Origin of the sequence: Streptomyces sp. NPDC005899 (genome assembly GCF_040629645.1) — a bacterium.
Classification (GTDB): domain Bacteria; phylum Actinomycetota; class Actinomycetes; order Streptomycetales; family Streptomycetaceae; genus Streptomyces.
This window is the reverse complement of the sequence record NZ_JBEXWB010000097.1, coordinates 1-18,268: the sequence shown is the minus strand read 5'-3', so window position 1 is coordinate 18,268 and position 18,268 is coordinate 1. Positions and strand designations below refer to the sequence as shown.

Here is an 18,268-nt window from a genome sequence, read left to right as displayed (position 1 = left end):
GCGCCGTTCCCGCAACTACCTGGCCTTTCTCGGCCTCGCCGCAGCGCTCTGCTGCTACAAACGACTCGCTCGCCTCACCACATAGGACACGGTCTTAGTGGTCGGCTCCGGAAATCCTTCGGGGGTTGACGCTGAAGTAGCTCCCGTGCGGGGTGGTGATGATGTGGGGCTCGCACGCGCAACCGAGGGCTTGAGGGGGCGGGCCGAACGCGATGGTGTCCTCGGGCTTGTCGATTTCGGCCAGGCGAGCGGAGCCGGTGGCGTGTCCTCGGTTGCCGCGGCCCGATGACCCTCTTCGCGGGTGCGAGTTGACCTTCAAGTTGGATGAACGTCGACAATCGGGCCCATGGACGGCACCACGGAACTAGTGAGCATCAGCGCCTTCGCGCGGCGAGTCGGGCTCGCTCCGAGCGCCCTGCGTTTCTACGACGACTGCCGAGTTCTGCGGCCGGCGTGGGTTGACGGGGCGACCGGATACCGCTTCTACAGCCCTGCGCAGGAAACCCGTGCCGCTCTCCTCCGCGGTCTGCGAGAAGCGGGACTGCCGCTGGCCGAGGTCACCGTGGTGCTCGACGGCCCCGAGCGCGAGGGCCGAGAGGTGCTGGAGCGGCACTTGGAGAGGATGCGGGACCAGACGCAGGCGGCCAAGGCGGCCATCGCTCTGGCTCTGCGTTCCCTCGCGAACGCCGGCGCCATGACGGAGGCGCAGATCGGCGGTGTGGAGTTGGCCAGTGCTGTCCGCCAGGTGGTGCCGGCCGCAGCCTCCGACGCGGAACACCCTGCGCTGGGTTGCGTCCTCATCGAGATCGATGACGGTGAGGTCCGTCTGGTGGCCACCGATCGCTATCACCTGTCGATGCGCGTCCTGAGGCCGGCGGCGCTCGATGGAGGGCCCTGCCGCCTGCTGGTGCACGCGGCTGACTTGATCGAGTTCGGGCAATGGACGGCGCGATTCCACCAGGTCACCATCCAGGTCGGACCGGACGGGACCCGAGCACGCAGTACGTCAGAGTCCTGGGTCCTGTTGACGGTCGATGACCAGTTCCCTGCCTACCGCGAGATGCTCTCGGCTCTGGCCCCGCCCGAATACCGCGCGATCGTGGATCGCCTGGCCCTTCGCGACGCGGTCAACAGCCACGGCGACGCTGCCCGCATCGCTCTGAGCTTCGCCGGCGACGCAATGACCATCTCTCTTGCCGATCACTCCGACGCCGCCATCCTGCCCGCGGTCTGCCATGAAGACCTGCCCCAGCGGATCGGCTTCGACCCCGCCGTCCTAGCTCCCGCCCTGGAGGCCAGCGTCGGGCCCGACGTTCTGCTGGAGATTTCCGCCGCGGACCGGCCTGTCGTGGTGCGTTCCGCGGACCAGGGCAGCTTCACCACCCTGGTCATGCCGACCGCCCTCAACACCTCTAGCTGACCCTCTATCAACACCGCACCCTCATAACCTCAGGAGAACCGTGACCGACCCCGAGAACATCGTCGTGCAGCTGTGCGTGCAAGGCATGCAGGCCGAGACCGAAGGACGAGACGCCCGAGCACGGGAGCTGTTCCTCCAAGCGTGGGAAGCGGCCGAGGACGACTACGACGCCTGCATCGCCGCGCACTACCTCGCCCGGCACCAGCCCACCCCGCGGGAGACCCTGCACTGGAACCAGGAGTGCCTGAACCGGGCCGACAAGGTCGGCGACGAACGTGTCCGCGGTTTCTACGCCTCACTTCACGGCAACATGGCCCGAGCCCACCGCGACCTGGGCCAGATCAACCAGGCACGCGAACACTTCGAGTCCGCGGCCAAGCACATCGACGACGTCCCGGCCGGCCCCCACCAGCAATGGCTCCGCTACCGCATCGCCGCAGGACTGCGCGCCACCGCCCCGGCCGCACCACAGCAGCACGACGATCCGGTCGGCGAACTCCTCACCAAGCTCTGCGCACGCGCGGACCTCGAAGCCCTGAGTCTGCTGCTGCCCCCGTACACGGGCAGCCTCGGCACACCTGAGGACGAGGAACGCATCACCAGCGCCCTGCGCATGCTCCACGCAGAGCGTCGCCTTCCCGACGGGGAGCAGACCGCCCTCAGCCACGCGATCAAGGTCCGGTCCGCCGTGTGAGCGCCCCCGGTCGGTGACACGCCAGACACGAGCGTGGGCAGGCTGCCGCCTTCCTCGATGCCGACGGACCTTCAACGATCAGCAAGGCCCGCCGACCGTCAGGTCGGCGGGCCGTCATACGTGCGGTCGTGTCCCGCTCCTCTGCCTCCCTGAAGATCCAAGGAAGTGGAAGCAAGAGCGGGGGACAGTCGAACTCGCTCAGCCTCATCGGTTCGCCGCAGGATTCAGGGGGTACAGGTACTTGTCCATATGCGCCGCCGTGGCGGTGGTGCTGACCGCCGCCGAGCGCCACCGACTGAAGAAGATGGCCTACGGTCACAAGACTCCGCACCAGGCACGGCAGCGCGCCGCAGTCGTCCTCCTGGCGGCACGTGGCCGGGGTAATGCCAGGATCGCCGCCGAGGCCCACCTGCACGTGGACACGGTCCGGACCTGGCGCGGCCGGTTCGCCCACGGCGGGCTGCCAACCCTGGCCGACCGCAAGCGCCCCGGACGCCCCGCCCGGTTCACTCCCGTGCAGGTTGCCGAGGCCAAGGCGCTGGCTTGCCAGTTACCTGCCGAGACCGGCGTACCGCTGTCGCGCTGGTCCTGCCCGGAGCTGGCCGCCGAGCTGACCGCGCGCGGGATCACCGACAGCGTCTCCGCGTCCACGGTGCGCCGCTGGCTGCGCGAGGACGCGCTCAAGCCCTGGCAGCACCGGTCCTGGATCTTCATCCGCGACCCGAACTTCCGCGCCAAGGCCCAGCGTGCCCTGGACCTCTATGCCCGCATGTTCGAGGGCGTCCCGCTGGGCCGGGACGAGTACGTCGTCTCCAGCGACGAGAAGACCTCCGTTCAGGCCCGCTGCCGCTGCCATCCGACCTTGGCACCCGGCCAAGCCCGCGCGATGCGCGTCAACCACGAGTACGGCCGCGGCGGGGCCCTGGCCTACCTGGCCGCCTACGACGTCCACCAGGCGAAGGTCTTCGGCCGCTGCGAGCCCACCACCGGCATCGTGCCGTTCATGAACCTGGTCACCCAGGTCATGACCACCGAGCCCTACGCCAGCGCGAAACGCGTCTTCTGGGTCGTCGACAACGGCTCCTCACATCGCGGAAAGAGAGCCATCGACCGCCTGGCCAGCAAGTTTCCGAACGCGGTCATGGTCCACACCCCCGTACACGCCTCCTGGACGAACCAGATAGAGATCTTCTTCTCGATCGTCCAGCGCAAGGTCGTCTCACCCAACGACTTCACGAATCTGGACCAAGTTCGGGACCGGCTCCGAGCATTCGAAGACCGCTACAACGCCACGGCACAGCCGTTCCAGTGGAAGTTCACCACCACCGACCTGGACGATCTGCTGGCCCGGCTCGACCGACACACACCCGCCGACCGACAAGAAGAATCCTCCGCCGCCCAGACAACCTGATCAATTCCCGAAGGATTTCCGGAGCCGACCACTTAGCCTGCGAGTTCCAAGGGTGATGCAGCCGACCACTTTGTTGTCCTGCCGCAGCTGCTCGATCCGTTCGGCGACACCGGGTCGAGTCTAGGTCGGTGAGGAGGGACGCTTGGACGGTACTGCAGCCCGACTTCACCGTAAGTGTCGTACCGGTTCTTACCCTTGGACAGGCAGACGCGGGGGACACCGGCCTCAGCTGCGACGTGCGTGATCGGACCTGTACGGCAGTGCTCCATGAGCCTTCGACGCCCCTCGATGATCAAAGAGGCGTTCGCATGTGTCACCGGAGCACCTCGGTACTCCGGTCGGCCGTGATGGCGGTGAGGAGGGGGAAGGCGATGAGCAGTGCGATCGCTACGAGGAGTCCGCTTGCCCAGAGCGGCCCGAGGTTCCCGGCTGCGGTGCTGAGGGTGGCCGCAGCGACGATGGGGCCGACTGCGGCGCCCACGTTGAGCGCCGCAGTCGCATACGAGCCAGCCATGGTGGGGGCTCCTGCGGCCTCGTAGAGGACCCGCGTGATCATCGTGCTGCCCAGCGCGAACGACAGTGCGCCCTGCACGAACACGAGGGTGAACAGGGCAACCGGCTGGCTGGCCAGCATCGCGAGGGTCGGCCAACCGATGAGCAGCAGCGGGCCGCCGACTGTGATGACCGGACCGGGACACTGGTCGGACAGCCGGCCAGCGACGGTGACGCCCACGAAGGAACCGGCGCCGAAGAGCACCAGAGCGACAGAGATCCACAACTCGCCCAGCCTGGCGCTTTCGGTGACCACGGGGGCGAGGAAGGTGAGGCTTGCGAAGGTTGCCGAGTTCACCAGCGCGCCGAGCAGCATCACCAGGATCAACCGCGGCCGTGCGAGCTGGGCGAGCTCCGCTCGCAATGCTGGCCTGTGAGTCGCCTCATCTTCATCACGTCCAGCTGGGATTCCCTTCAGGATGCTGAGAGCTGCCGGCAGACAGAGAGCGCCGACAGCCCAGAATGTGGCCCGCCAGCCGAGCAACGCGCCGAGCACCGACCCACCAGGGACACCGGCAATTGTGGCCACGGTCGTGCCTGATAGCAGCAGGGCCAGCGCACGTCCCTTCTTGTCGGGTGGAACCAGCGTGGCCGCAGCCGTCAGAGCGACGGCAAGGAATCCTGCGTTCGCGAGCGCGGCAACGACCCGGGTGACGAACAGGACCGGGAAGCTTGTGGTCATGGCGCCTACAGCATGAGTCGCCGCGAAAACGAGGACGAACCCGAGAAGGCTGGCGCGCCTGGGCTGGTTACGGGCAAGCGCGGCCACGAGTGGGGCGCCGACGATCATGCCGACCGCGAAGGCAGAGGTGAGCGTTCCGACTGTTGCGACGGTGACATCGAGGTCAGAGGCAATGTTCGGCAAGAGGCCGGCGAGCATGAACTCCGAGGTGCTCATGGCGGAAACCGCCATGGCAAGCAGGTACAGCGGGAGAGGCATCGAGTGGCTCCGAGGTGAGGAGAAGCACGAGAAAGTCATCTCGTCACCGCGGCCAACCCCAAGCGCTACTTGTCCCGCCACAAGGAACGGCGCGACGGCAGGGCTACGAACTCAGTGGTTCAGGGGGCTGACGGCGTGACCGAAAGCCCCCACCTTGTCTGATTCAGGACTCGACATGGCCCGCACGCTACCCGACCGAAGCGTGTCGCAGCACCTTGGTTTCCCTGACATCGGTCTCTGCCATCTACGTGATGTGCCCCAGCAAGTAGGTCTGCCGGGTGGGTGGCGCAATGGCGTGCATGGAGGCCGAACCCGCGCCACCTCAAGGCGGATAAGTGCTCAGGTGTGAACCAGGTGTGGGCGTACCCGTCCTATGGAGGCGCGGGTCGGATGCGCTCTCCATGTGAGAGGCACGTGGTGTAGTTATCACGCCGTGATAGGTGGCCTGGTGCGACGGCCTGTTGGGCTGCGGCTGGCCCGCGGTATCCGACGCGTTCGTACTCGTGGGGGTATCACGCCGTGATACCCCCACTTCAACCAAGACCTTCTTAACTAACATGTCGCGCGCTGATTCAGCATCTTACGTTAGTAGAGTGACGGGCTATGACGACACCTGATTCCAGGGGCGACCGCGAGAAGGTCGTCTCCAAGCTTCCCTCCTGGCTCCGCCAGGAGCTCAAAGTTCGCGCCGTACAGCACAACATCGACATGCAAGATGCCGTCGAAGCTGGCATCACCGCGTGGCGCGGCCTCGGATCCAACCTCGAGACCGTCGACACAAGTGGTGCGGAGTCCTTCGCGACATTCCTCCCCGCAAAGCTGTGGTCCGGCTTCCGCGCCGACTGCAAGCTACGAGGTGTCTCCCTCACCCAAGGACTCGCGCAGTCCGTCCAGGTCTGGCTCGAGACTCACCCCGCACCCGCGGTGAAACGGCCGGACATCGTCCGCCGCATCGTCGTCTGCAACCAGAAGGGTGGCGTCGGCAAAACAGCGATCACCGCTGGTACAGGAGAAGCGCTAGCCGAATCCTCCACCACGCTCGTACCCGTCCGCGTCTCCAAGCACTTCGCCGCCCTCCTCGAAGAGGACAGAGACAGCACCCACGACCCACTCGCCCATGAAGATCTCCCCGGGCTCGGCCAACGCGTTCTCCTCGTCGACTTCGACCCCCAGGGCCACCTCACCCTCCAACTCGGGCAAGAACCCCTCCCGATGAACGGCGACTCGCTCACCAATCACATGGCCGGCGACGGCAAGGGAGACCTCCGCGAACTCATCGTCCCCATCAACGAAGACCGCTTCGGCGGTCGCCTCCACCTACTCCCCGCATGCACCGACGCCTTCCTCCTCGACGTCCGCCTCTCCGGAGTACGAGCACGCGAAGCTTCCCTCGAACGAGCCCTCTCCCCCATCGAAAACGACTACGACGTCATCCTCATCGACTGCCCCCCCAGCCTCGGCATGAGCATGGACGCAGCCATCCACTACGGACGCCGCCGCAACCAGGAATCCCCCGGCAAATCCGGCGCCCTCATCGTCGTCCAAGCCGAAGACAGCAGCGCCGACGCCTACGGACTCCTCACCTCCCAGATCGAAGACATGCGCACCGACCTCACCCTCGACGTCGACTACCTCGGCCTCGTCGTCAACCACTACGACGCACGCCGCGGCTACATCGCCACCTCCTCACTCCAATCCTGGATGGACATAAAGGACCCCCGCGTCGTCGGAGTCATCGGAGACCTCAAAGAACAGAAAGAAGCCGTCCGCGCCAAGCGGCCCCTCCTCGCATACGCACCCCGCTGCGACCAATCCGTCGCCATGCGCGCTCTCGCCCGGGAGATCAGCAAGTGAGCAAGGCCAAGAACCTCGGCGCCGGATCCTCCTTCGCGCACGCACGCCCCATCAGCGCACGCCGCGCCGCCATCGGCGCAGCCACCGGTGCACCCACCGACGGAGTCCCCGACCCCACCGAACTACCCCTAAGCCTCATCAGCCAGAACCCCGACAACCCGCGCGACGAACTCCGGGACCTGGACGGACTCACCGACAGCATCCGCGAGATCGGGCTTATCAACGCCATCACTATCGCCAGCGTCGACGCCTATCTCGCAGAGCGCCCAGACCGAGCCGATGACCTCGACGAAGGCACCCGCTTCATCGTCATCGACGGACACCGTCGCCTCGAAGCCGCAAGGCGGGCCGGCGCTACCAAGGTCCGCGTCAGCGTGGACAACGCTCTCGTCTCCACCGACGAGTCTCTCCTCGAAGCAGCCTTCGTCGCCAACGTCCATCGCGACGACATGAACCCGCTTGAGCAAGCACACGCCCTGCAGAAACTCGTCAAGTTCTACGGCTCGCAAAACAAGGCCGCCAAACGCCTGGGCATCGGTCAGTCGACGATCTCCTCGAAGTTGTCGATCCTCGAACTCGACCCCGAACTCCAGGCAGACCTCGTTGCAGGGCGACGCAAGGTCGAACACGTCCGCAACCTGTCCAAGCTGCCTCCAGAAGAGCAGAAGCAGAAGGCGGACCTTCGCGCAGCATCTTCGCCCCGGCAGCCGATCACACCCCCCCGTGACCACGCGGCGACTGCCGACACGACACCCGCGCCGGAACAGGCTGGGGTATCACGCCGTGATACCCCAGCGGATAACGGCGGGCTTGTACCGGAAGACGTGCCAGCCCAAAGAGTGCAGCCCGACCAGCCACACGTGGACGCTGATCAGCTCGGGCCGGGGGAATCGGGCTATGTTCCCTTGGGCAAGGTGACAAAGATGCCCTGGCACGACGGCAAGGCAGTAGCCGCGCTAGTCCTGCAGAAGATGGACGCCGAACAACAGCGAGCCCTTGTTTCCCACCTTCTGGCCGTCCACGGCCAAGAGGTTGCCCGCTGAACACAGCCACTGCGGGACGGCAGCCGACCGTGAGTGGTGCGTAATGCGGTGCTCTACGGTTCGACGGATCAGCACGAGGCCGTCACGCTCAGGTTCGCGCTCACACGGCATGGGGCTCTGATCATCGAGGTCGCGGACAGGCTTCCCAGGTTCCCCGGCTTCAACGCGACTGGGGCCCCTGGGGGCGGGTTGGCGCGGGTACGTGCGCACGGTGCCGAGCTCGCCTGGTTCCCGACGCCCACTGGAAAGACCGTCCAGGCCCGCATCGCGCCCTCTGGTAACCCCTCATGACCCTGGTCTCTTTCGATACGAGCGAGGAGACCCTGAGGCGCATCGTAGGCGACTGCGATGGCTGGCCCCTCCGGCATTCACCAGCGACGTCATCGATGGACCGCAGCATTATGCAGCCCGCCACTGACACACGGTGCGAGTCACGTTGCCCGGGGTGTAGTGCACGATCCGGCCGATTGTCGCGGGAGCGTCCGACATGACCACCGCGATCGAGTCCTCCCGGAACGGCACGAACTTCGGAACCGCCGGCGCCTTCTTCTTCGCCCCAGTCTCCCTCTCTTGGCTCACGTCAGCGGTACCCAGCCGAGGAAGGTGTGGCCAGCAGCTCACGCGCCACGGGTTTACCGCATCGACGAGAGGGGCGCCGGGTCGGAGCCCGGCCACACCCCCACCTACCGCGACCTCGTCGGCGGCCCGCTGGCCGGGCAGCTGCTCGACTGTCACCGGCGGGATGAGGCAACGCACGTCGGCGGTGGCCACCCGATGGCCCTGCTGGGCGCGTACGGCTCGGCCGTCGAGCTTGGCGATGTGCCCGCGCGCCCTTGGGGCGGTCGAGTAGGTACTGGGGCCGCTTGCTTCAGTCGCTGCGGACCAGCCCTGCCCCTGGGACGTGCCGCTCGGCGGCCAGCCCAGGGGCAGGGCTGGTGAAGTCGTCAAGGGGGGCAGAATCTGAATTCTGCCCCCCAATGACTCTACTGCCGCGCTGGGCGCGAGCGGCCCGTTTCGGTTGAGTTAGGCCACTGCGGCGAGCACCCAGCCTGGTACTTCTACGTGGGTGAAGCGGTTTACGGCGAGCCACGCTTGAACCAGTGAGCAGGAATTACCGACCCCACGATCACGCCACCGAGTAGACCGATACCCGCCGATATCGCTACGGACCAGTCCAGTCCGTGTGCAGCGGCTCGGCCAACGCTGAGCGCGATAACCCCGCTGAGTGCAAATACTGGAATGGATTTTTGGCGAAATTTTTTATTCACTTTTCTCCACGCGGATGATTTTCCAAGCCGATTCTTACCAGTTAAGCCACCGCAATGCTCCAGCTGTGGGTATGGCTCCGAGGGCGCCGCCAAGAGCATTTCCGTAGAAGGCGTCTTGCCTGTCCGCAGGTGAGCCGCCGCTTAGGGCCGACCCGATGGCGCCTCCGGATGCTCCGCCCAGCGCCCCGAGCCCAATACCGAGGGCAACACATCCAACTACGGTCGAGCAGACAGCCGCCGTGGCGGCTCCCGCAACTACCCCTCCGACGAAGGCGCCAACGTTTTCGCCGAAGTCAGACCACCCGAAGAGTCCGGTGGGGTCGGTGTGGTTGATGGGGTCGCCTGTGGCGTAGAGGTAAGGGTTGGTTTCCTGGCCGGAGGGGTCAATTTGGGTGAAGCGGCCGAGGTTGGTGTCGTAGTAGCGGGCGCCCATTTTGTAGAGCTGGGTGGGGTCTTGGTAGGCGCCGGCGTAGCGGTAGGGCTGGGGGGCGGTTTCGTTGGTGGTGGCGCGGGTTTCGCCGCGGGGGTTGTAGTCGTAGGTGTTGGCCTTCGTGCCCGCTTCGTCCACGCTGCCGATCACGGAGCCGAGGGCGTCGGTGAGGTAGTAGTAGGACTTCCCCCCGGTCGTCATGGAATCCAGCGTGCCCCTGGCATCACGGACGAAACCGGTGTCCTGGCCCGCGGTGGTCTGGGCGGTCAGGCCGAGGGGGCCGTTGCGGAAGGTGGTTGTGCCGAGGGTGAGGCGTTCGGAGCTGTCGGTGCCGCCGTAGGTGGCGGTGTAGGACTTGCCCGCCACGGTGATGTTCTTCAGCTGGTCGAAGGGGGTGTACTGCTCGGCGGTGCGGGTCACTTCGGGCAGGGGTGCGGCGGCGGTTTCGTTGCCGGCTTTGTCGTAGGACCAGCCGGTGCTGCTGTTGTTCTTCGCGGTGATCTGTGAGGCGGCGTTGACGTCGTAGGTGGTGCCGCGGGGACAGCCGGGGGTGATGCCCTGGGAGGTGAGGTTGCCTGCCTTGTCGTAACAGTACTTCCAGGCCTGGCCGTCGGTTGAGCCCTTGGTCTCCTGGGCGTAGGTGAAGCGGCCCTGTGAGTCGTAGGTGTAGGCCGTCTTCACGCCCGAGACGTTGTCGGTCTTGGTGCTGATCCTCGTACCGTCGGTGCCTGAGGCGTTGAGGTAGTTGTAGGAGAGGTCGACCAGGGTCCCCTTGGGTGAGGTGGTCTTGATCTTCTCCGGGCGCATGGACTTGTCGAGGGTCGCCTCCTGCACCGTGCCGCCGGGGTAGGTGGTCTTCGTTCGCTTGCCGTTGGCGTTGTTCACGAAGATGGTGCTCTTGCCGTTGGGCGCCTTCAGCTCGGTGAGGTAGTTGGTCTTGTCGTAGGTGTAGTCGGTGGTGCCCTGGGGGTCGGTGTAGTAGTCGACGTTGCCCTCGGACGCGGTGTAGGCCAGGACGGTCTGGGCGCCGTTTTGCAGGGTGCGGACCGTCTCGCGGCTCATCCCGTCGTAGGTGTAGATGACGGTGCCCGAGCCATCGGTGCGGGAGGTGAGGTTGCCGTCGCCGTCGTAGACGTAGCTCACCGCCACCGCGCCGGGCGCCTCGACCTTGATGACGCGGTCACGGTTGTCGTAGGTGAAGGTCTGCTTCAGCTGGTACAACTTGCACCGACTGCACAGCAGCCTCGGCTACGTCAGCCCCGCCGAGTACGAGACCGCACTCGCAGCCTGACCACCACACCAATGGTGTCCCTCAAAGCGGAACAAGCTCACCTCGCACAAGCAGAGGTCCGCGTACACCGTGACCTGCCCGAGGATGAGCGACTGGCGGTTCACCGGGACGTCGGCCGGGCCGCGGCGCTCGCCGAACCGGTCCGACGCCTTTCCCAGCCCCGACGGCAGTCGCCCGGGCTCGACTACCACCGGCTCTCCCACGCCGAACACCGGTGGGTCTTCGATGAGCTGATCGCGCCGTCGTACCTGAGCGGCATCGTCGCCCGCAAGGATCCTCGGGCGGTGTACGTACTGGGACAGCCCGGCGCGGGAAAGCTGCTGGCCACAAGGATGGTCCGGCGGGCGATGCGCCAGGGAACGACGCACCTGATGGGTGACGACTTCAAGATCTCGCACCCCGACTACTACCAGCTGCTGCGCGATGACCCCAGGAACGCCGGCGCGGCGATCCGGGCCGACTACCGGGCCTGGTTCGCCGAAGCAGAGGCCTACGTACGGGCCCGCCGCGGCGACGTCCTCATCGAGGCCGCCCCCGGCAGCGTGACGGAGTTCCTCGACAGCGCGCTCCCGTTCGCCGCCGACGGCTACCTCGTTGACCTCGTGGTCCTGGCCGTCCGCGAGGCAGACAGCCTGCAGGCCACAGCACTGCGCTACGCCCGATCCCTCCAGATCGGTGACACCGGCCGATTCACCACACGCAACGGGCACGGCACGTGCTTCCGGGCACTGCCCGACGTCGTCGACGTCGCCGCACACCATCCTCAGATCGCCGCCATCACCGTGATCCGGCGCGATGGACAGGCCCTGATACGGCACGAAGCGGGCGGCGGCGCGGAACGGGCGCCATGGGCCCTGGCCGCGGAACGGGAGCGCCCGTACACCGAGCAGGAGGCCGCCGCGTTCCTCCGGCTCCACCACGCACTGCGCCGGGCACTGCCCCGGCACCGCGACGAGCTCGATGAAATGGCGTCGCTCGCCCGCCCGTTGATGCCGCCGCGGGTGCAGCCGACCCGGATCGACCGGCCGCACCCGGCCATCTGGCCCCTGCCCGTTCCATACCGGGCACCGGCCTACGACGCGTTGAGCTCCTTGAGCCGAGCCGCGTAGACCGCGGCAATCCGGGCCGCCTCCGGCGGGTCAGCGGTCACCAGCTGCGCCTGATCAGCGAGAGCGGCCTCACGCCCGGCTTTCAGCTGCTCGACCCGCTCCTCGTCGGGCACCGGTGAGCGATTCTCGGACGCGAGCTGGGTGTTGTACCAGTGCACGACATCCCGCACGATGCCTACGGCCTGCTGGTCCTCACCACCCTCCAGATGCGAGAAGTCGGGGGTCTGGGGTTCCTCGTTCGGATCCGACACGACGCTGACCACCTCTGATGTTGATCTTGAATGGAGGTGGTCATTGTCCTACCGGACCCCCCGCTCACGACAGGAGCTCCACGGCGGCAGACACGCGAAGGGCGGGAAGCCGCGCTGTATACGGGAAGCTGATCAGGAGATGCTGTCCCCGAAGGCCCGCGCCGGGAAACCGGGTTGGGCCCGTTGACCAACTAACGGGGGTAGGCATGGCAGGCCGGGATCTGCGGGCGCTGTTCAGTACGAACGATCCGCACCTCGACACCGCGGAGGCGTTCACGAACCGGGAGGCGCAGTGGGACCTGCTCGCGGCCGCGCTCACCGACCACCTGCAACACATCGCAGCCCCGGGCTTCGACGTCACGGACTTCGAGGCGCCGCGGACCAACGTGATGGTGTTCCACGGCGTCGGCGGCATCGGGAAGTCCACCCTGTCGCGCAAACTCGAGGCCGCGCTCCCCGGCGCCGAACACCGGCCACCGCAGTGGGGCGCCCCCGTGTGGCCGGGCGGGCGAATCCTGCCCATCCGGATCGACCTCGCACGTTCCGCCGGCAACGACTTCGAACGCGTCGTCCTCACCATCCGGCTCGCCCTCACCGAACTAAGCCACCCGCTGCCGGCCTTCGATCTGGCCCTGCGCCGGTACTGGGAGCACCAGCACCCCGGCGAGCCGCTGGAGGAGTACCTGCGCCGCGGCGGCCTCGCCGCCCGTGCCGGAAAGGCACTGCCGCAGCAGATGCAGTCCGTGCTCGCGGACGTCGCCCAGGCGCTGCTCCTGCCCGGCACCGTCGGATCCGTCGTCGGCGAGGTAACCGGCTCGCTCGTACGGGCGATGCGCGAACGCCGCCAGTCCGTACGCGCCCTCGCCGGGTGCACACGGCTGGCCGACCTCCTGCAGGCCGAACCCGACATCGACGCGCTCTCCTACTACCCGCATCTGCTGGCCTGGGAGCTCGCCCAGCTCCCACCCGCGGAACGGGTCGTGCCGGTGATCCTGCTGGACACGTTCGAGGACACCGGCGACCGCACCCACCGAGACCTGGAGCGCCTCCTGCAGCGCGTGGTGTGGCTCATGCCGAACGCGTTCTTCGTCATCACCGGCCGGTCCCGGCTGCAGTGGGCCGACGACGGGCTGCAGGGCCAGCTCGACTGGACCGGCCGGTCCGCGTGGCCGGGCCTGGCCGACCGTGACATCCCCCAGCCCCGCCTCCCCGCCGCCCGCCCGCAGCGGCAGGTCCTGATCGGGGACTTCAGCCCCGAGGACTGCACGGACTACCTCGCACGCCGACTCACCCGCAGCGGACAGCCCCTCATCGATGAGGACCTCCGTGCGGTAATCGCCGCCCGCTCCCACGGCCTGCCCCTCTACCTCGATCTCGCTGTCCTACGCTTCCTGGAGATCCGCCGCACCGGCCGCCGGCCCCGTCCGGCCGACTTCGACGTCGACTTCCCCGCCCTGATCGCCCGCACCCTGTCCGACCTCACCCCAGAAGAACGCCACGTCCTTCGCTCCGTGGCTCTCCTGGACTCCTTCGACCTGGCCCTGGCGACCCGGGCAGCCGGCGTGACCCACCAAGCACCCGCGCTACGGCTGACCGAGCGCCCGTTCGTCCAGCAGAACGACTTCGGTCTGTGGCCCTTCCACCTCCATGCCCTGATCCGCTCCACCATCCGTACCGCCGACGACCAGACCGACGACCGCTGGTCACCAGAGGACTGGCAGCAGGCTGCCGAACGCGCCCTCGCCGGACTGGGCGAACAGTGGACCGCCAACCCGAACCCTGACCGGGTGTTGCTGGTCGGATGTCTGCGTCAGGGCCTGGCCGTCGCCGCCGACTTCGGCCTGGACCTCGGCTGGCTCACCGACGCGGCCTGGGCCTACGTCAGCGACTCCGTATGGGAGCCCCTCACCCCCGCCACCGGGCAGGGTCCGGCCAACCATCTGGCGACGGCCGCCGACGCGCTGGTGGAGCTGCTCAGCACACTCGCCCGCCGCCAGCACGAAAACCGTGAACGAACCGCCGACCGCCTTGCCGCACTCGCCGCCACCGGACTGCTGCCCGCCGACCTGCACGAAATGGCCATCTACTACCTGGCCAAGGCACAGCGCGACCTCGGGCGTACCGAGGCCTCCCGTGACGGAATGCAGCTGGTAGCCGACGGCAACGGCCGTCTCGCCCCAGCCGCCCGCCGGGGGCTCGCGCACCTGGCCCGCCTCGCCGGAGACTTCCCCACCACCCTCGCCACCGCGCAGACTCTAGACTGGGAAGGACGCCACCAACGGGTCCTGGGCGACCTGTGGTGGCTCCAGGGAGAACCGGCCCGCGCGGCCGCCGCGTACCTGGCCGGGCGCCTCGAGGCCGAACAGCACGGAAAAGCCGGCGAGGCCGCCCACAACCAGGCCCTGCTCGCCCTCGCCATCGCCTTCACCGACCCCGACCAAGCGGACGACGAACTCGACCTGGCCGAACAGCTGCTCGCCAACCTCGACCTGCGCGCCACCACAATCAACGCGGCCATCGCCGCCCTCATCCGCGACGCCGGCAGCCCCACCCTCGAAGACCGGCTCCGCACCCTGCGCACCGAGCTCGACACCGCGGGCCTCACCTCCATGACCCCCACCCTGGAGCTCGCAGCCGCCTTCCACCACGCGGTCCTGGACGACCACGCCGCGCTGACCGCCACCATCTCCCGCCTGAGCGAACTCACCCACGGCAGGGACTTCGCGTACTACGCCGACATCGCCCACTTCATGGGCAGCATCCCCACACCCGCCAACGTCGCCTCACCGACCCGATGGATCGACGGCGAGCAGATCACTCGCGCCCGCTGGCGCTCCCTGGTCGACTCACGGCGTGCCCTGCGCGCACAGGGCTGACACGGAATCGGGGACAGCCATGGACCTTCAGGGAATCGGCGCAATGGGCGCCGTGCTTGTCGCAGCGGTTTCGGTCCCCGCGACCGTGCTCGTGGGCAGATGGCAGACGCGAGCCGCGCTGCGCAGCGCCGACGCCACGAGCCAGGCCGGGCTCTCGCAGGCTCAGGCCACCTACCGGGCGGCCCTTGACCAAGCCACCGCCCAGACCTCCGCCGCCCACGACCAATGGCGCCGTGGAATCCGCCGGGACGCCTGGGCAGCCTTCCTTCTCGCCGTCGAAGACGCCGTAAGCTCCGCAACCGAAGTCCTGACCAGGGCAGATGAAGACCTGCAGGCGCTGCGTCGTGCTGTGAAGACGGCATTGGTGATCATCGAGCTTGAAGGACCGCCACTTGTCGTCGAAGCCGCGAAATTGCTGCGCCGTACGGCCGGCGACTACCTGGATCTCATCGAGGGCGACCTGGAGGCTTCCCGCGCCTGGCACGCTCTGGACTCAGCCTCCACCGACGAGCAAGCAGACCGAGGCGACGGGGCACCCACTCCGCTCCACGACGCACAAGTCGCCCTGTCGACCCTGTCCACCCTGATGCACACCGTCAGAGCCACCGCAGGCGGACTGCAGTCTGTGCTCTTCGGCTTCGACCCCAACGAAGAACCCGACACGGCGTACAGGCGGATCGAGCGAGCACATATCGACGCTGTTCAGGCGCTCGCAGCCTGCCCGACCGTTTCGGCCGGGCAGGCACGTATTCTGCTGCATGACGCCGCACACACCGGCCGACACGAAATGCACCTGCAGCAAGCGGACTACCTGGCCTTCATCGACCAAGCCCGCTCCGCATTTCTGGAAACAGCACAGGCATACCTCGCAGCCACGGAGCCAGCCGCCGTGATCTCACCGGAACGATAGGCGGCAGCAGTCAGCCCTCGCCGGATATCGGGCCGGCAGTTGTCGCATGCTCGGACCCCGTCGGAGAGAAGGGCGCGGGCCTGATTCCGGTCGATGCTCCGGCGCCACCGTCCCGCAGCGTGGCAGCGACCGGAATAGTGCACCTCGATCGGAGGTCGCCCCTGGCCGATACCCAGCTCGACAATCCAGTCCGGTGGCGGCGGCCGCCGCTCTTCGCCCTGCCGCGGTCTGTCCTCGAGGAAGCGTCACCGACCCGCTGGATCGACGGAGCACAGCACACGCGGCGGGCGATGGCGAGGCATGCTCACCGCCCGCCGCGACGCCGTGCGTACTTCGCCGTGACCACGGCGCCGACGCGGGGCGTCCTGTTCGCCCAGGCCCCTTCAGCCGATCACAGACCGTGCGAAGGCGACCGTGCCAGCGAAGCCGCCCCCGGCAGCCAGCACCGCGACAGCCCACTCGTTTCCTGCCAGCACGGTCAGCACGCCGGCGGCCACGGCGATCTGTGTACCCAGCATCAGGATGACCGCGACCCGCACCGTCATCAGCGGTTCCTGCGCCCGGTCGGGCGGCGCACTCACGGCAGCTCCTGGAGGTTCTCGCGCCTGCGCCACTCCTTGCCGAGCCGGTGCAGTTTACGTCGGGCCCGCTCTCCTTGCGCCTCATCCTGCTGCACCAGATCCGATGCCTTGGGCCACGTCATGGAGTGGTGCTCCGACCAGACACGGACCACGGCCTGTTCCTGCTCGCTGAGCCGACCTGCCACGTAACGCACCGGAGCATTCTCGAACTGCTGGGCCCAGGGAACGAGGCGGGGGATCACCAAATCTTCCGGCCCGGGCACGGTGTCCGGCTGTTCCCAACCCTCCGGGATATAACCGATCGAGGCACCGTGGATCTGGTGATCGCGCTCAAAGTCGCTGCCCTGGCGGGCGTACCGGCCCAGGACCCTGCGCACCGACTGATCGTCGGTGAGGTCAACCTCCTGCTCCCACGCGCGCTCGAACATCGCCACAGCCAGGGCCTGACAGTGGTCCTCCAGCACCGGCCACAGACGCAGGCAGCGGCGTAGGAAGTCCTTCATCGGCTCCGTGTCGCCCTTCATATACGCGTCGAAGGCGTAGCGGGCCTCGGCAAGGACGGACGGCCTCAGTCGCTTCGCCCAATGGGCGAAAGACTGGATTCCGGCGAAGAGGTCGGCCATTTGGCCACCGATGAGGTCCGCCATCGACGGCAGGGTGCGCATGGCCTCCTGCATCATCCGCGGCACTTCCACCTGGAGGGCGAAGCATGGTGCGAGCGCTTCTGCCATCTTCGCCAGACTGGGTAGCGGGGGAATCAGCGCCGGGAGACCTTCGAGCACCGGGGTCAGGCCGAAGCGCGACTGACGAACGAGTTCACTGAGACCGACTAGCGGCTGGAAAGCGTCAGCCATCGATGACAGGGCGGCGGGTCCCACCACGCTCGCCAGGCTCGTGACCTGCGGCTCGATTACGGACAAGATCGACCTGGCCGGGTTGAGTCCGTCCAGCAGTCCCAGCGTGTTCGCAGCGGAGGGCAGTACGGAGTTCACGGTCTCGGCCAGCGAGAGGATCTGGGGCTGCACGCCGGCCAGCGCCGACAGTGCGGCGTTGCGCGCCCCCAGTCCGTCGAGCAGCGACTGGCCCACCATCTCTGTCATGTTGGGTAGCCGGGGAACTGCCAGCTCGATGCCAGCGAGAGCCGGGGCGAGGCCGAAAGCCGCGTGTGCGGTGAACTCGCTGAGCATCGTGCTGAGACCGACCAGCGGTTGGAAGGAGTCGCTGACGCCAGACCAGAAGGCGGCCGTGTCGGCGACGTCAGTCAGGCCGCCCGAGTGCAGGACGGCGTCGTCAAGCAGCGAGAAGGCGCCATGATCCAGATCGGACGGCAGGTCAGAACCGTTGACCGGCGCCACTGCTCGGGCGTCGCCCGGCTCGTCGAGCGCCACGTTCTCGGGAGAGCCGCATACTTCCGCTGAGGGAACGAGCAGCGCTCCTGTTACCTCGGACGGCGCTGCAGCGATCCGCTGAGCGGCGTCCTCGGGTGGCGAATCCGGCGTTGAAGCCGCAGGCATCTCGGGCCTCCTTTGTTGCTTGGGTAAGTGGGCCTTGACCCCTGATGTTGGACACACGAGACACTGGATCCTGCGGATCTGAGAACGGACATCTCGTGGTCATGAAGAACTACCCGCCGCAGTT

At 67.3% G+C, this 18,268-nt stretch carries 14 protein-coding genes; 8 read left to right on the top strand and 6 right to left on the bottom strand.

All coding sequences use genetic code 11. The annotated features are described in order from the left end of the window. The first annotated feature begins 346 nt into the window (after positions 1-346). The 3 genes from ABZ371_RS14155 to ABZ371_RS14145 all read left to right on the top strand — a co-directional run bounded on the left by ABZ371_RS14155 (position 347) and on the right by ABZ371_RS14145 (position 3,525). Positions 347-1,420: a MerR family transcriptional regulator gene (locus tag ABZ371_RS14155; protein ID WP_358678250.1), complete on the top strand. Its 1,074-nt coding sequence runs from the start codon at positions 347-349 to the stop codon at positions 1,418-1,420. A 40-nt stretch (positions 1,421-1,460) separates the two neighbouring features. Next, positions 1,461-2,114: a hypothetical protein gene (locus tag ABZ371_RS14150; RefSeq protein ID WP_358678247.1), complete on the top strand. Its 654-nt coding sequence runs from the start codon at positions 1,461-1,463 to the stop codon at positions 2,112-2,114. A gap of 241 nt (positions 2,115-2,355) precedes the next feature. Next, positions 2,356-3,525, top strand: coding sequence for an IS630 family transposase (locus tag ABZ371_RS14145; RefSeq protein WP_358678244.1), 1,170 nt, complete (start codon positions 2,356-2,358; stop codon positions 3,523-3,525). Positions 3,526-3,838: 313 nt separating this feature from the next. On the opposite strand, the gene ABZ371_RS14140 is transcribed toward ABZ371_RS14145, so the two are convergent. Further along, positions 3,839-5,017, bottom strand: a complete 1,179-nt coding sequence (locus ABZ371_RS14140) for a Cmx/CmrA family chloramphenicol efflux MFS transporter (RefSeq protein WP_358678241.1) — start codon at positions 5,015-5,017, stop codon at positions 3,839-3,841. Between the two features lie 603 nt (positions 5,018-5,620). Between ABZ371_RS14140 and ABZ371_RS14135 the strand changes: the two genes are divergently transcribed. Together ABZ371_RS14135 and ABZ371_RS14130 are read left to right on the top strand one after the other, a co-directional pair. Then, a complete protein-coding gene (locus ABZ371_RS14135; protein WP_358678238.1) occupies positions 5,621-6,871 on the top strand; it encodes a ParA family protein in 1,251 nt (416 codons plus the stop codon). Beyond that, a complete protein-coding gene (locus ABZ371_RS14130; RefSeq protein ID WP_358678236.1) occupies positions 6,868-7,914 on the top strand; it encodes a ParB/RepB/Spo0J family partition protein in 1,047 nt (348 codons plus the stop codon). Before ABZ371_RS14135 ends, ABZ371_RS14130 begins: the two co-directional genes overlap by 4 nt. A gap of 1,302 nt (positions 7,915-9,216) precedes the next feature. Here the strand turns inward: ABZ371_RS14130 and ABZ371_RS14125 are convergent. Then, positions 9,217-10,833 carry an RHS repeat-associated core domain-containing protein gene (locus tag ABZ371_RS14125; RefSeq protein ID WP_358678233.1) on the bottom strand — a complete coding sequence of 539 codons (1,617 nt, stop codon included), beginning with the start codon at positions 10,831-10,833 and terminating at the stop codon, positions 9,217-9,219. A gap of 81 nt (positions 10,834-10,914) precedes the next feature. On the opposite strand from ABZ371_RS14125, the gene ABZ371_RS14120 reads away from it, so the two are divergent. After that, entirely contained in the window at positions 10,915-12,012 is a 1,098-nt protein-coding gene (locus ABZ371_RS14120) for a zeta toxin family protein (RefSeq protein ID WP_358678230.1), read from the top strand. On the opposite strand, the gene ABZ371_RS14115 is transcribed toward ABZ371_RS14120, so the two are convergent. Continuing rightward, positions 11,976-12,263 carry a hypothetical protein gene (locus ABZ371_RS14115; protein WP_358678227.1) on the bottom strand — a complete coding sequence of 96 codons (288 nt, stop codon included), beginning with the start codon at positions 12,261-12,263 and terminating at the stop codon, positions 11,976-11,978. The genes ABZ371_RS14120 and ABZ371_RS14115 overlap by 37 nt on opposite strands. A 206-nt stretch (positions 12,264-12,469) precedes the next feature. Between ABZ371_RS14115 and ABZ371_RS14110 the strand changes: the two genes are divergently transcribed. After that, positions 12,470-15,139 carry an ATP/GTP-binding protein gene (locus ABZ371_RS14110; RefSeq protein ID WP_358678225.1) on the top strand — a complete coding sequence of 890 codons (2,670 nt, stop codon included), beginning with the start codon at positions 12,470-12,472 and terminating at the stop codon, positions 15,137-15,139. Between the two features lie 19 nt (positions 15,140-15,158). Next, a complete protein-coding gene (locus ABZ371_RS14105) occupies positions 15,159-16,049 on the top strand; it encodes a hypothetical protein (RefSeq protein ID WP_358678222.1) in 891 nt (296 codons plus the stop codon). Here ABZ371_RS14105 and ABZ371_RS14100 read toward each other — a convergent pair. The 3 genes from ABZ371_RS14100 to ABZ371_RS14090 form a co-directional block, all read right to left on the bottom strand. Beyond that, positions 15,947-16,225: a DUF6233 domain-containing protein gene (locus ABZ371_RS14100; protein ID WP_358678253.1), complete on the bottom strand. Its 279-nt coding sequence runs from the start codon at positions 16,223-16,225 to the stop codon at positions 15,947-15,949. The two genes, ABZ371_RS14105 and ABZ371_RS14100, sit on opposite strands and share 103 nt — an antisense overlap. A gap of 207 nt (positions 16,226-16,432) precedes the next feature. Next, positions 16,433-16,630 (bottom strand): hypothetical protein, encoded by a 198-nt coding sequence (locus ABZ371_RS14095; RefSeq protein WP_358678219.1) that lies wholly within the window; start codon positions 16,628-16,630, stop codon positions 16,433-16,435. After that, positions 16,627-18,144 carry a hypothetical protein gene (locus ABZ371_RS14090; RefSeq protein WP_358678216.1) on the bottom strand — a complete coding sequence of 506 codons (1,518 nt, stop codon included), beginning with the start codon at positions 18,142-18,144 and terminating at the stop codon, positions 16,627-16,629. The genes ABZ371_RS14095 and ABZ371_RS14090 overlap by 4 nt, the downstream gene beginning before the upstream one ends. Between the last annotated feature and the right edge of the window lie 124 nt (positions 18,145-18,268).

Excerpts from the sequence above, each read along its gene's own strand:
- ABZ371_RS14155 (WP_358678250.1), top strand. The coding sequence starts at position 347 with ATGGACGGCACCACGGAACTAGTGAGCATCAGCGCCTTCGCGCGGCGA.
- ABZ371_RS14140 (WP_358678241.1), bottom strand. The coding sequence starts at position 5,017 with ATGCCTCTCCCGCTGTACCTGCTTGCCATGGCGGTTTCCGCCATGAGC.
- ABZ371_RS14135 (WP_358678238.1), top strand. The coding sequence starts at position 5,621 with ATGACGACACCTGATTCCAGGGGCGACCGCGAGAAGGTCGTCTCCAAG.
- ABZ371_RS14120 (WP_358678230.1), top strand. The coding sequence starts at position 10,915 with ATGGTGTCCCTCAAAGCGGAACAAGCTCACCTCGCACAAGCAGAGGTC.
- ABZ371_RS14110 (WP_358678225.1), top strand. The coding sequence starts at position 12,470 with ATGGCAGGCCGGGATCTGCGGGCGCTGTTCAGTACGAACGATCCGCAC.
- ABZ371_RS14105 (WP_358678222.1), top strand. The coding sequence starts at position 15,159 with ATGGACCTTCAGGGAATCGGCGCAATGGGCGCCGTGCTTGTCGCAGCG.
- ABZ371_RS14090 (WP_358678216.1), bottom strand. The coding sequence starts at position 18,144 with ATGCCTGCGGCTTCAACGCCGGATTCGCCACCCGAGGACGCCGCTCAG.